The sequence below is a fragment of the Algoriphagus chordae genome (genome assembly GCF_003254055.1).
GTDB lineage: Bacteria > Bacteroidota > Bacteroidia > Cytophagales > Cyclobacteriaceae > Algoriphagus > Algoriphagus chordae.
Genome location: NZ_QKZT01000005.1, coordinates 133,551 through 147,818 on the forward strand (window position 1 = coordinate 133,551; position 14,268 = coordinate 147,818).

At 40.2% G+C, this 14,268-nt stretch carries 12 protein-coding genes; 5 read left to right on the forward strand and 7 right to left on the reverse strand.

Annotation, left to right across the window (positions count from 1 at the left end):
• Window positions 1-2: 2 nt before the first annotated feature.
• From LV85_RS07090 to LV85_RS07115, 6 genes are all read right to left on the reverse strand, one after another.
• Complete coding sequence (locus LV85_RS07090; RefSeq protein ID WP_111317594.1) at window positions 3-1,628, reverse strand: OmpA family protein; 1,626 nt, start codon at window positions 1,626-1,628, stop codon at window positions 3-5.
• Between the two features lie 3 nt (window positions 1,629-1,631).
• Window positions 1,632-2,603 carry a deoxyhypusine synthase family protein gene (locus tag LV85_RS07095; protein WP_111317596.1) on the reverse strand — a complete coding sequence of 324 codons (972 nt, stop codon included), beginning with the start codon at window positions 2,601-2,603 and terminating at the stop codon, window positions 1,632-1,634.
• Between the two features lie 96 nt (window positions 2,604-2,699).
• Window positions 2,700-3,299: an OmpH family outer membrane protein gene (locus tag LV85_RS07100; RefSeq protein WP_170125607.1), complete on the reverse strand. Its 600-nt coding sequence runs from the start codon at window positions 3,297-3,299 to the stop codon at window positions 2,700-2,702.
• Between the two features lie 97 nt (window positions 3,300-3,396).
• Window positions 3,397-4,299, reverse strand: a complete 903-nt coding sequence (locus tag LV85_RS07105; RefSeq protein WP_111317598.1) for a histone deacetylase family protein — start codon at window positions 4,297-4,299, stop codon at window positions 3,397-3,399.
• 54 nt (window positions 4,300-4,353) lie between these two features.
• Window positions 4,354-4,917, reverse strand: a complete 564-nt coding sequence (locus LV85_RS07110) for a hypothetical protein (protein ID WP_111317600.1) — start codon at window positions 4,915-4,917, stop codon at window positions 4,354-4,356.
• A 371-nt stretch (window positions 4,918-5,288) separates the two neighbouring features.
• Window positions 5,289-5,657, reverse strand: coding sequence for a phage holin family protein (locus LV85_RS07115; RefSeq protein WP_245942197.1), 369 nt, complete (start codon window positions 5,655-5,657; stop codon window positions 5,289-5,291).
• 141 nt (window positions 5,658-5,798) lie between these two features.
• Between LV85_RS07115 and LV85_RS07120 the strand changes: the two genes are divergently transcribed.
• Window positions 5,799-6,548 carry an acyl-CoA desaturase gene (locus LV85_RS07120; RefSeq protein WP_111317602.1) on the forward strand — a complete coding sequence of 250 codons (750 nt, stop codon included), beginning with the start codon at window positions 5,799-5,801 and terminating at the stop codon, window positions 6,546-6,548.
• Window positions 6,549-6,712: 164 nt separating this feature from the next.
• On the forward strand, window positions 6,713-7,042 hold the full coding sequence (locus tag LV85_RS07125) for a BlaI/MecI/CopY family transcriptional regulator (protein ID WP_111317604.1): 330 nt from the start codon (window positions 6,713-6,715) through the stop codon (window positions 7,040-7,042).
• A gap of 70 nt (window positions 7,043-7,112) precedes the next feature.
• Here LV85_RS07125 and LV85_RS07130 read toward each other — a convergent pair whose 3' ends face one another.
• Window positions 7,113-10,361, reverse strand: coding sequence for a S41 family peptidase (locus LV85_RS07130; protein ID WP_111317605.1), 3,249 nt, complete (start codon window positions 10,359-10,361; stop codon window positions 7,113-7,115).
• A 173-nt stretch (window positions 10,362-10,534) separates the two neighbouring features.
• On the opposite strand from LV85_RS07130, the gene tyrS reads away from it, so the two are divergent.
• The 3 genes from tyrS (at window position 10,535) to LV85_RS07145 (ending at window position 14,094) form a co-directional block, all read left to right on the forward strand.
• Window positions 10,535-11,827, forward strand: a complete 1,293-nt coding sequence (gene tyrS, locus LV85_RS07135) for a tyrosine--tRNA ligase (protein ID WP_111317606.1) — start codon at window positions 10,535-10,537, stop codon at window positions 11,825-11,827.
• A 146-nt stretch (window positions 11,828-11,973) separates the two neighbouring features.
• Window positions 11,974-12,669, forward strand: a complete 696-nt coding sequence (locus tag LV85_RS07140) for a TetR/AcrR family transcriptional regulator (protein ID WP_111317607.1) — start codon at window positions 11,974-11,976, stop codon at window positions 12,667-12,669.
• A 3-nt stretch (window positions 12,670-12,672) separates the two neighbouring features.
• A complete protein-coding gene (locus LV85_RS07145) occupies window positions 12,673-14,094 on the forward strand; it encodes an amidohydrolase family protein (RefSeq protein ID WP_111317609.1) in 1,422 nt (473 codons plus the stop codon).
• Window positions 14,095-14,268 lie beyond the last annotated feature (174 nt).

The window sequence follows — 14,268 nt, forward strand, 5'->3', positions numbered from 1 at the left end:
CCTTAACGTTCTACCTCAAGTTCTACACGTCTATTTTTTGCTCTGCCAGCTTCAGTGGCATTGGAGGCAAAAGGTCTAGTTCCACCCCAGCCAGAAACCCTGATACTTTCAAAGGGAACTCCCTGTTCAATTAAGAAATCTCTTACACTTCCAGCTCTTTCCATAGAAAGCGCCTTATTCAAGCTTGGATCACCCGCATTATCAGTATGTCCGTGTATTCTAAGTTTCAAAGAAGGATTTTCCAATAGGAACGCTGCCAATTCTACCAAGGAGGCTTTTGTCTCCTCGCCTTCCAATTCGGCTGTTCCTCGTTTGAAACTCACATTCTCCAATAATACAATGCTACCAGATTCTGCTTTGGTCATCAGCACTACAGTTGGCTCGGTAGTTTTAATATCAGATAGTAAAATCGTCTTTGGGAAATAGCCTTCAGCATTTATTTTTAGCTCTTTCACTTGTGAGTTTTGCAAATCTGAGAGTTTTAGAGAATCTGTAGCCGTATTAGAAACCATAGTATCTCCTACTTTCCAGCTGATTCTAAAAGGAACCAAAGTCTTGTTTTTGGCATCTACCACAAACCATGAAATAGGATTCTCTTCCAGCTCAGTGACTTGCTCCGTCATTTTCACTTCAGGAAAGCCCACTGTAGAAGCTGGGTAAATAGGTTCAACTGCTACAGTTTTTGTTTGTGCTGTTATTGCTACTGAGGTTGGTAATTCAGGCGCCGCAGCTTTAAATTCCTCAGGAATAACAAGTGGAACTATAGTTTCAAAAGTCAACAAATCTGCAAATCCATCACTATTCTGAGTACTTGTCCATACTACTTCATCTGCACTTATAAAGGTAACAGAGACTTCCGATCCCGGAGAACTTACCTGATCCCATTTTACCGGAGCAGACCAATTATTCCAACTATCTCCCATATGCTTGGCTATGAAAATATCCTTTCCCTCAGCTCCTTGATGCATATTAGAAGAAAAATACAATTCCCCAGACTTCGTGTCGTAGAAAGGACTCATCTCCTGCCCTTTTGTATTGATTGCGCCACCAAGATTAACTGGGGAAGACCATTCAGTTGGGCCTAATTTCTCCGAAATGTAGATATCCTCATTTCCTCGGGAATCTTTCCCTATTCCAGATAAGAAAATCACTTTTCCACCAGAACCTACTCGACCAGTGACCTGACCAGAGAGTCCCTCCAATCCAGAGATAGTGACTTGACGAAGAAAATTCCAATCCTTCCCAAATTTAGAATATTGGTAAATCCCGAATCTTTCTCCCCCAGTGTGGTACACTAGTAGAGTTAGAAAATCCTCCAATCCAAGAGAAAAATCATAGCCATCAGTACTCAAATCTGCTCGATGGACTGCTTCCTGCCATTCTCCGGTCTCAGACTTTTTGGTCATCCAGATATCTCCGGGGTCAGTAATACCTCCGATATTATCAGGGTGAAAAGCTCGGGTAAAAATTAGTGTATTGTCTCCAATCCAAACAGGATTCATATCATCTTGCGGACTGTTGGCTCCAGATAGTGAAACCACCTTTTGAGCCTGGAGATTGAATGAAAAGCAAAAAGCAAGGAGCACTACGCTACTTGCCTTTTGGAACACGTTATTGAAGTTTCTCATAGTTTATTGATCCAGCACAATGGCAAATACCAAAGGTGCTACGATCGTTGCATCAGACTCGATAATAAATTTCGGAGTATTGATTCCTAATTTGCCCCAAGTGATTTTCTCATTTGGCACAGCTCCAGAATACGAACCGTAAGAAGTGGTCGAATCAGAGATTTGGCAGAAATAGCCCCATAGCGGCACATTAGTCCTTTGCAAATCCTGATGCAACATCGGCACCACACATATAGGGAAGTCTCCTGCAATTCCCCCGCCAATCTGGAAAAATCCTACAGTACTTTCTTCTGTAGCGTTATTTGTATACCAATCAGCTAGGTAAATCATGTACTCAATGCCAGTTCTCACTGTATGTACATTCTTCACATCTCCTGTGATCACGTGACCTGCAAACATATTTCCCAATGTAGAATCTTCCCATCCTGGTACGATAATCGGGATATTCTTTTTGGCAGCTTCAAGCAACCAGCTATTCTTTGGATCTATTTGATAAGATTCTTCTAGTTTACCAGAAAGTAAGATTTTATAGAAAAATTCATGAGGAAAGTAAGATTCTCCAGCCTGATCAGCCTTTACCCACTCTTCCAAAATCACGTTTTCAATTCTTCGCATCGCTTCCATTTCCGGGATACAGGTATCCGTGACGCGGTTCATATGGCGCTCTACCAAATCCTGCTCTTGCGCTGGTGTGAGTTCGCGATAATTTGGGATTCGCTCGTAATAATCATGCGCTACCAAATTGAACACATCCTCTTCCAGGTTTGCTCCAGTACAGGTAATAATTTGGATTTTGTCCTGACGGATCATCTCAGCTAGAGAGATACCTAGCTCAGCAGTTGACATAGCGCCAGCTAAGGTGACCATCATTTTTCCTCCATTATCCAAATGGCTTTTATACCCTTCAGCGGCATCTATCAAGGCAGCAGCGTTGAAGTGACGGTAATTATGCTTTAAAAATTCAGTGATTTTCATGCTATAAATTTTCGTTTGAGCCCCAAAAATACCCAAATTTTCTCACAAAAAAACCCAGCCTCTAGCTGGGTTTTTAATATGAAATTGTATTTCAACTTATTTTGCTGTGTCTGCTGGTGCAGCAGTGTATGCTTTGTTCAATCCTTCGATTACTGACTCAGTTAAGTCTAGTGCATCATTGCCATACCAAACAGCTCCACCTCTAGTGTAACTCAAAATCATCGTAAGATCATTGCTCTCAGCATAGGTCTTCAAGTAGTTCTGTACGCGGTCGTAAACCTCGCTGTACAAAGCAGCTTCGTCAGCGGATAATTCTTGCATCAAATTATCACGGTAAGTCATCAAGTTTTGCTCCTTCTTAGCCAATTCCTCTTGCTTAGCTCTCTGCTGATTTACAGTCATATTGCCGCCAGTTTGCTGGAAGTTTTGAACTTCTTGCTGAAAGCCGCTAGCTCTACCCTGCAAGTCTCCTTCAAATTTTTTTCCTTTTTCTGTAAGCTCTTCTGACTTCGACTTGAAGTAATCATACTTGTTGATTACGCTATCCGTGTAAACAAAAGCAATGTTCAAATCACCTTGTTTAACCTCTTTGACAGTAGCTTCGCCAGTCGCAGTAGAAGTTCCAGCATTATCGCAGCCGTATAATAGCATTGTAGCAAGGCTCAATGCACCGATTAGTTTTAATCCTCTTTTCACTTTGTTGATGTTATTGATTACAAGGGCGCAAATATAAAGAAAGTATTGATTTTACAAGAATTGACGTAAAATCTATGGGAGAAAACATGAAGCCCTTTCAAAAATAAAGCTCCTGAGCCAAGCAATAAACCTGGGAATGAGCTTCTACGATTTTCGCTATACTCGAAGAATATCCTCCGCCCATACAGCACATGATTGGCACATTTAGCGACTTAGCCAGATTCAAGACTATTCTATCACGATTTTTCACACCAGTCAGGGTCATAGCCAATCTTCCTAATTTGTCTGTTTCTAACACATCAACACCAGATTGATAAATAATAAAATCTGGGGAAAAAATTTTCAATATTATTTCTAACTGAGATTCAAGGATACTAAGGTATTGCTCATCAGCTATTCCGTCTGAGACGGCGCAATCCAAATCTGACTGTTCCTTACGCATAGGATAGTTCTTTTCACCATGCATACTAAAAGTGAATACATCCGGATTTCCAGCGAATATACTAGCCGTTCCATTGCCTTGATGTACATCTAAATCAATTACCAATATTTTCTTAGCTAATTGATTTTCAATCAAATAATTGGCTGTAACTGCAATATCATTTAATAAGCAAAAACCCTCACCTCTATTTGCGTATGCATGATGAGTGCCACCTGCTATATTCATTGCTATGCCGTATTCCATGGCAAATGCCGCGGCTTGCACAGAGCCATTCAGTATGGTGATTTCCCGGTCCACAAGTTCTCGAGACAAAGGAAATCCAGTTGCGCGGACTTCAGACTTAGTAAGTTTCAAATCTCTTAGCTTTTCCCAGTATTCCAGACTGTGGGTATTCAGAATCCACTTTTCATCTATTGGCACTGGCTCAAAGAAATTCTCATCTTTTACAATTCCCTCGTACAATAACTGACCAGGGAGCAGCTCATATTTCTCCATTGGAAATCTATGATTTTCTGGCAATGGATGTTTATAAATGGGCGAATAAGCAATTTTTAGCATAAAAAAACGCTTGGGATTAGCAAGCGTCGTTTTTCAATTCTAACTCAATTTAGATTAATCTTCGATGTCCTCCTCTTCAGATTGAAATGCAAACATGGTATCATCAAGTTCCAAGGTATCGTCATTAAACTCCTTAATAAAGTTTGAAATAACGATTTCATCTATGTGATCCACGTTCAAGCCAGCATCTACACCGATACCAAAATCATGATGTGTATCCACATCTACAAACTCTTGGACTTTCACACTTTCCTCTTCCTCTATCTCCATAATAATCTCGGTGATAAACCAGCCGATTTCTTCTTCTTCAGAGGTCAATGGTTTCAAGTTTCCATTTTCATCCTCTTCATAGGAGATTCCATTGAAGTTTGGAAACTTCTGCGCAGCCTTGTGCTCAGCGAGTTCATACACTTCACTGGAATGATGGAGTCTCAGGGTGTAGAGTGCTGCATCATAAATGACTTCTCTGCCTTGATACATTCCTATAAAATAGAAATTCACAAACTCGTCAGAGTTTTCTTCATCGGGGATAATTTTGAAGGTTTTCTTGAGCTTCCCTAACTCTTCCTTTAGCTCATTAATGCGCTGAGGATCAAAACCTGGATTTGAGATTGACATAGGTCAAATGTTTAAAGAATATACTTTTTAAGTGATTAGCAAACCAATACTACTAAATACCATAGTAATATAGTATCAAAATCTAATGGAATTTAATTAAATCAACAAAGTATAATAAAGAAATTGTTAAAAAATTGAGTAATTCCAAGGTTTCTAATAATCTGAAATTCAAGGAGAAGCTATAATTTCCAGTCTATTTGAATTCTAGCAGCTCTAATTTCAGACTCTTTCATCTTTAATGATTTTTTAACAGTTAAAGAATTTATCACCTCTCATTCTACTCAATCTCGCTACTTATTCCTTGGGCTACTTATTGACTGTGATGTCTCTTCTGAGATAGCCAAAGCTTAGGTTCGAATACGAGGATTATTTTAGCTATCCGAAGGATTCAGACTATTACCGAATAGTGAGTTGATGATACTTACTACGATTGCAAATAAAACTGCCCACCAAAAGCCATCTACTTCAAAGCCCGGGATAATCCGATCCGCCAACATAAACATCAGCGCATTTATTACCAACAAAAACAGTCCTAAGGTCAGAAAGGTAATAGGCAAGGTTAAAATGATCAAAATTGGCTTCAGCGTAATATTGATGAGGATGATAACAGCAGCAAGGATAAATCCCGTCATGGCAGTGTCAATGTGAATACCCGGAATAAGGTATTCTGCAATGATCACGGATATTCCCCCCAAAAGGATTTTCACTAGAAAGTTCATCGGTCTATTGGTTTTTTCCATGGAATTAAAAGTAAGAATTTACCATAATTATTCTAAAACCTGATAAATATCATTTCAATTAAGTGGAATGCATCTTCCATTAAATTCGTTACTTGACTTAGTTGCCTTATATTTGTACCTCAACCATAAATCCTACGCCGAGTGATAATCATCATTTTCTTCTTGTTGCATTGGTATTTCTCCTTGTTTTGCCAAAGCTTCTTTCTACACAGATATGCTGCCCATCAGATGTTCTATATGAACAAATACTGGGAAAAATTTTTCTACTTCTTCACCTGGATGTGGCAAGGAAGTTCCTACCTATCTCCGAGGGCATATGCTATTCTTCACCGCATGCATCACGCCTATAGTGATACTCCAAAAGACCCTCACAGCCCACATCATACCGAGAATTTGTTTACCATGATGTGGAAGACAAAAAACATTTATAATGAATATTTTTCCTTTCGCTTAAAACCTGAGGAGCGATTCTCCAAAGACATTCCTGATTGGAACAAGTTTGACAAATTTGCCGATACCATGCTGGTAAGAGTTGCTTGGGGATTATTATACGTCGCCATCTACGTACTATGTATTTCAGTCTTTGATATGCCAGGCACGCATTGGTGGATGTATTTCTTACTTCCAATCCATTTCCTAATGGGACCAGTACATGGTGCGATAGTAAACTGGAGTGGTCACAAATATGGATACGCCAACTTTGACAATAACGATCATTCTAAAAACAGTCTGCTACTTGATGTGCTGATGCTGGGTGAGTTGTTCCAAAACAATCACCACAAACTGCCAAACCGACCAAACTTTGCTGTCAAATGGTATGAGTTTGATCCAACCTACCCAATTGTCAAATTACTTCACATGACACGGATAATTAAACTAAGACCCGCATAAACACTAATGGCCTCAATAGAGGCCATTTTTTATTGAACTTGGTAAAATACCATGCGGTCACGGAATCGCTCAAGAAAAAAAATAGTAAAAGAAAAGGTAGTTTTTGTTGCTTTTGTGAAACTAAACGAATAATTTTCTCATAATTAAAACTTAACGCCTTATTTATGAAACCATTAACAAGAGCCGAAGAGGACATCATGCAGCACCTCTGGACTTTGGAAAGAGGATTTGTCAAAGATATCCTTGCTCCGATGTCTGAGCCAAAACCAGCGTATAACACTGTTTCCACTATTGTTAGAATTTTGGAGCGTAAAGGATTTGTAAGTCACAAATCTTATGGTAAAAGTCACGAGTACTTTCCGATAGTATCCAAAGACGAATACCGTTCTTTCATTATTAAGAAAATGCTAGACGGTTATTTCGACAGTTCATTCGGAAAACTTACTGATTTTTTCAAAAGTGATGAGACACTGAATACGAAAACGTATCAGTAGTCATTTTCGAGAATAAGCGTAAAAAAACCTGGTATCACAACCAGGTTTTTTTATGCCCTATTTACAGTGTTTAGTCTACTTCCAGGAGTAATTCTTCTACCGCTTTTTCCAGTTGCTGATCTATCCCTTGATCAATTTTCCCTGGCATATTTTTCACTACAAACTGAGGCTTAGCCTCTCGGTTTTCCAACCATTCCCCTGCCTTATTTTTAGCCGAGATTGGTACCGCTCCCCAGCGAGATCCATCCGGTAACCCTTCCCATCCTGCAAAGGAACAGGTTCCAGGAGTAGGCATGCCGACAGTCTTACCGATTTTCAAATCCGTATATCCAGAGGCGAAGCAATGTCCATCAGAATAATTGGCTTCATTGAACATCGCAAGCGTTGGCTTGGTCCATCTAGCTGTGGGCTCATATCCTACTTCCCTAGCTTCTGTAGCATAGGTTAGAAACTTTTCGCCTGTAAAAAACATCGCCAAATCCGCCACCAAATCTCCACCTCCATTGAATCTGGTGTCAACTATAACAGCCTCTTTATCATGATACTTACCCATCATCTCCTCATAAACATTCCGGTAAGGACCATCACTCATGCCTGGAATATGTACATAACCAAGCTTTCCATTACTGAGACTATCTACCTCCGCCTGGTTCATTTTTACAAATCGCTTATAAAGCAATTGACTTTCGGCCCTAAGAGAAATTGGTTTAACTGTCAATTGCTTGGTTTCTTTCGATATTGGATTTACAACTTCTAGCAAGGTGTAGGTATCAGCTTTTCTATTGAGGAACTTAGCCAAGTCTGTGTCAGGACTAAGAGTCTGGCCATCTATTTTCTCGATCACCAATCCTGCTTTAATATCAAGGCCCGATTTATCCAGAGGTCCTCCTGCTATAACTTCTGTGATTTTGATTCCATTTCCTTCGTAATCATAGTCCCAAAATATCCCCAAAGAAGCTGTGGCATCAGCCATATCTATAGATCGGGAGTATCGAGAACCAGCATGAGAGACATTCAGCTCACCAATCATCTCAGAGATCATCTCCGAAAACTCATAGCTGTTACCAATAGAAGGCAGGTACTTTTCATAATCCAACTTGGCTGCATCCCAATCTACGCCATGCATATCAGGTGTATAGAAAATGCCTTTGGTACGGAGCCAAACATGCTCAAACATATAGGCCATTTCCGCTTCCTTGTCATAGGTCATTTCTCCTGAGATTTTGATCACTTCCTTTTTCATACCCTCAGGATTTATCTTAGATATGGTTCCATTACTCAGTAGAAATAGATTTTTCTGATCCTTATCCCAAGCCAAATTTGCAGAGTTAGCATCAAGGCTGATTTCCTGTTTGGTCTCCTTCGTTCTAAGATTTGTACTCCATAGATTCATCCCTTTTTCGAAGGATGCCAAATAGTACAATTTCTCTCCGTCTTTGGACAATACCGCGTCGCCTAAATCTGAAGAATGAATGGTCAATTTAGCTTTGCGATCTTCTATTCCCTCCCAGTCAAATTCCAAGTCTTCAACTTTCTTGTCTTTATCCTTTTCTTCCTTTGATTTTCCATCCTTCGAGTTCCCATCCTTCTCCTCCTCTTTATTCATTTTTTCGATCTCCTTCATCAGATCAAAATCTTCTTTGGACATGCTGAATTTGTCCCATGCCGTTTTATCAAAAAAGAGTGTGTAAACATCACTCTGACTTTGCCCACTTGTAGCATAGCTACGCAGGCCATCTCTATTGGAAAACCAAAGCATTTGCTTGCCATCATTCACCCAGATGGCTTTATCATCTCCATAGCCAGAGTTGGTCAAATTTTTCATCTTTTTCTTACCCGAAGCATCCAGAAGCACCACTTCAGAATTTGACATCGTAGGTCTATAAGTCGCCAAAAGCCACTTACTATCTGGTGCCCAGGTGAAATACTGATCCCCATCCCGCATGTGAAAAAGTTGGTCTGGAGTCATCAGCGTAACTGTTTCCTTCGAGTCCAAGTCCAAAACTTTTAGGCTTCTTCTACCTTCCACATAGGCTAACTTTTTCCCATCTGGAGAAATTTTAGGGAGATAAGCTTCAGCTTCCAAACTCACCAAAAGTTTCTCTTCAAGTAGCGTAGAAGCAAAGAAAAATGGCTCTTCCGATCTTTGCTTGGTGCTTTGATAAATCTGCCATTTCCCATCTCTTTCACTTGCATAGACTAGTGATTTTCCGTCAGGAGCAAATTCCACAAATCGCTCCTGCTCTGGTGTATTCGTAATTCTCTTGGTCAGCGAACCATCCACAGAAGTTACAAAAACCTCTCCTCTAGCTACAAAGGCGATTTCTTTGCCGTCAGGGGAAATCGACATTTCTCTGACTCCCCCATTGATAGCGATATAGTTATCGGCATTAGCTATGGCTTGAGTTTGTAGACCGACAGCAAGCTTCTTTGGAGTTTCACCTTTGCGTAGCGTATAGAGTTCTCCATCATAGCCAAAGCTCATCAGACCATCATTAGATATAGATAGAAAACGAACTGGAAAATTCTCTAGTGCGGTAAGTGCCTCCGGTTGAGCTGGATTAGTCACATCCATAGCAAAGACATTGAAGCTTCCATTCGCTTCACTCAGGTAATAGATTTCTGATTCATCAGGAGAAAAGACTGGATTTCTATCTTCACCATAAAAGGTTGTAAGCATGCTGTGCTTATTGGTATTGGCATCAAAAATCCAAATATCTCTAGCCACACCTGACTGATGATGCTTACGCCATTCATTTTCACCACCCTTTTTATCATGATAGAGCATTTTACTCCCATCCTTACTGACCGTCACATACTCAGCTGGTATGGTAAAAATCTGATCTACTCTACCTCCATTTCGTGGAACTGAATAAAGCTCAGGTTGAGAAGCTGTCGGGTATTGTCTGTGCTCAGCGATATCCATCCTTTGCGTCCCAAAGATCACCGACTGATCATCTGACGAGAACTCAAATGGCTGTTCGTCATTGGAATGAAATGTAAGTCTAGATGCTGACCCACCTTGAGGACTCATAGAAAATATGTCAAAATTGCCATAGCGATCTGAGGCAAAAGCGATAGTCTTCCCATCTCTACTCCATACAGCTTGGTAATCATGAGCTTCATGAAAAGTAATCTGTCGAGCCTCCCCGCCCACACTTGGCACCAAATACAAATCCCCTTTATAGGTAAAAACGATCTGCGAACCATCTGGTGAAATTGCCGGGTAACGCATCCAATTGGGTGAATCTTGCGCAAAAGTCAGAGTTCCACTAAGGCAGCACAGTAGAATTGTAAAAATTTTAAGTCTTGTTTTCATGGGCTTGGATTTAGTACCTTAAAGTAAACACATTTGTACTTTTAATTTGCAATCACTTTTTGACAGGTACTGTACTTTGCAAATAAGTTTAAAATCGCACAATGGATTAAAGGATTCCTTTATTCCTTCATCAGACAAGGCTATATTTGCTGCTCGAAAAATCAACTCATTAGATGAATTCATTTATAGAAGAATTACGCTGGAGAGGCATGGTTCAGGATATGACCCCCGAAATCGAAGAGCACCTTACAAAAGGGATGGCTTCGGCTTATTTAGGTTTCGACCCTACCGCGGATTCCTTACATATTGGTCATATGGTTGGCGTGATGACCTTATTACACTTTCAACGTGCTGGACATAAACCATTTGCTCTGGTAGGTGGTGCCACGGGTATGATAGGAGATCCCTCTTTCAAATCAGATGAGAGAAATCTACTCGATAAAAGTACCCTAGATCACAATGTAGCTGCCATCCAAGGACAGCTAGCTAAGTTCTTGGACTTTTCTGGTGCTACTACGAATAAAGCAGAACTTGTAAACAACTACGATTGGATGTCCAAATTTAACTTTTTGGATTTCATTCGCGATGTTGGCAAGCACATCACTGTGAATTACATGATGTCCAAGGATTCTGTAAAAAGACGTCTCGAGGATGGAAATGGACTTTCTTTCACAGAATTCTCTTACCAGTTGATCCAGGGTTACGATTTCTATCATCTTTGGAAAAATGAGAATTGCTCTATACAGCTGGGTGGATCTGACCAATGGGGAAATATCGTAACGGGTACCGAATTGATCAGGAGAATGGGCGGAGGCTCAGCTTATGCCTTAACAGTACCATTGATTACAAAGGCCGACGGAACCAAGTTTGGGAAGACCGAAGGAGGATCAGTATGGCTGGATCCAGAGAAAACTTCTCCTTATGCCTTCTACCAGTTTTGGCTGAATGTATCTGACGAAGATGCTTCCAAATACATTCGTATTTTCACCATCCTAGATCAAGCAACTATCGAAAGTCTAGAGAAAGAACATGCTGAAGCTCCTCACCTTCGTGTATTGCAAAAGGAAATCGCCAAGCAAATCACCATAATGGTTCACGGAGAATCTGATTTTGAGATGGCAGTGAAAGCTTCAGGGATCTTATTTGGTAAGTCTTCTACCGAAGATTTGGCTGAACTTGACGAGCGTACATTCTTGCAGGTTTTCGATGGAGTTCCTCAGGTTCAAATCGATAAGAGTGAATATGATTCCTTAAGCTCAATTTTGGATCTTTTCGGAGAAATCACTCAGGCTGTGGTGTTTGCTTCTAAAGGGGAAGCTAGGAAAATGATCCAAGGCGGAGGCGTTAGTATTAACAAGGAGAAGCTTGCAGATCCAAACGCTGCATTAAATTTGACTCTGCTTCAAAACAAATATCTTTTGGTACAAAAAGGAAAGAAAAATTACTACATCGTAGAAGTAAAGTAAGTCCTTGACACTCACACAAAAAAGGCTTTAGGAATTCCCTAAAGCCTTTTTTTATGCCTTATACCTAAATTTAATTTATAAGAAAGCCATTTTTTGACCCAAGTTTAATATCTTTGTTTTCCATTTTTAGACAACCTTAAAAACTCATGGCAGGAGAGAAAAATAAAGAAAAACTCATTTTAGATTCAGCTGTTTCACTTTTCACTTCCAAAGGCTATTTAGCTACCAGAATGGAAGATGTGGCTAAGACAGCAGGAATCAGTAAAGGCCTCACCTATTTTTATTACAAAAATAAAGAAGACCTTTTTATGGCTTTGACCAAGAAAGCCTTCGATCAATTCAAAGATGAATTCCGGGATGTTTACAGATCCAAAGGTAAATCTGGACTGGAAATGATTACAGAATTGGTTGTGAAAATTGTAGCCTTTGCGAAAGCTAATCAAGTCTATTACGATTCGATTCTTAACTTTCTTGACCTTCTTAAAAAGTATAACAATCCAGAAACACACCAGTTAATCGATCCGAAAACACTGGAATCAGCACATTTTCAGAAACTTTTGGAAATTCACCATGAGCCAGCCAAAATTGGAATTATGATGATTAGCCAAGGACTCAAAGACGGAAGTATTCGAGCAGAACTGCAGCCAGAAATCACTTTTTACACAGTTTGGAGCATGATTATTGGCTATGAGAAAATGTTGGGACCTATCGAATATGAGGGTAAAGAGCTAAAAATTTATGCTGAAAACTGGGAACCAGGTTTCATACGTTTGATGCAGGAAATGCTAAAAGGAACCATCCAAGCGAGCAAGAAAACTACAGTTCAAGGAAGCTTATTTTAAATTATGAAATTAAAGCAACTTCTCTTACTGGCACTGATCATCTCAGGCTGCCAAACAAAAACCGCAGTAGATCTTGTCATCAAGAACGCAACCTTACTAAATATCGAAGAAGGTTCTCAGGCTGAAAACCGCTTTGTTTTTATAGCTGCAGATAGCATCCTAGAAGTTGGTGATGCATCGCTTCTGGAGAAATACCAGGCAAAGCAGGAGCTTGATGCTGCAGGAAAGTTCCTTATGCCTGGTTTATGGGACAACCACGTTCACTTTGGAGGAGCGGAATACATAGACGAAAATGAGCAATTACTTCCTTTATACTTAGCCTTTGGGGTAACAACAGTTCGAGATGCTGCTGGAGATATAAGTTTGGAGGTTCTGAAATGGCGTGATGAGATCAATAGCGGAAAGCGAATTGGCCCAAAAATTCTTACTTCAGGACCGAAGATCGAAGGAATAGCATCTATTTGGCCAGGAGATTTAGAAGTTGGAACCGAGGAGGAATTGAATCAGGCACTTGATTCTTTGGATAAACTCAATATTGATTTTGTCAAAATCACTGACAATACGCTTAAACCAGAGCTTTTCCTAAAAGCAGTGGAATTAGCAACTGCCAGAGGATACAGCGTGTCTGGGCATATTCCTGCAGCTTTGACACTCGATCAGGTTTCTAAGGCTGGACAAAAGACCGTAGAGCACTTATCCTATATGATGCGGGCGACTACTCCTTTAGAGGCAGAAATTTCAGAAGGAAGAGCTTCTGGAAAACTTTCTGGATCAGAAGCAGCAACTCTTCAAGCAGAGACTTATAGCGACTCGCTAGCTTTTGCCAATTTTCAGCAACTAGCTAAGCAAGGAACAGGAATAGTCCCTACCCTTTTGATCAGCTACAACATCGCCTATCTCGATGAAAATGACTTTGCCAATGATACCATTCTCAATTACTTGGGGCCAAAACTGAAAGAAAGCTACCAGTGGAGAATAGAGCGAATGGCTGGAGAATCGCCTGAGCTTACCCAAGCAAGAAAGGACAACTTCAAGCGAGTTTCCTCCCTACTACCCATGATCCAGAAGTCAGGAATGAAAATCATGGCTGGGACAGATGCTGGGTATTTGAATACATATGATTTTCCAGGATTGGCTATTCATTTGGAGCTTCAGAAGTTTGTGGAGTTTGGCTTGACTCCTCAGCAAGCACTGACTGCTTCAGTTATCAACGGTCCAGATTACTTTGGAATCACGGAATTTTCAGCCGTAAAAGCGGGCAAGAAGGCGAACTTAATTGTTTTGGATCGTAATCCTTTGGAAGACATTTCGGCTACGCTAAGCATACAGGATGTAATAAAAGACGGAAAAGTCTACACTCGAACTGACTTAGATAAGATGCTAGCTGAGATCAAAACCTGGGTAGCAAACAAGGAAGAGAAGTAGGAGTTTGAATTGAAGAAGTACTAAAATCAAAAGAGGCAATCGATAATCGATTGCCTCTTTTGATTGCTTGCAGTAGTAAAACTGCTTATAAATACGCTATAGCGAATTAGGTAGAAGATAGGAAAGCGCTTCTTCAGTCTTCTAGCTAAACAATCCCTTATTACAAAGATTAAA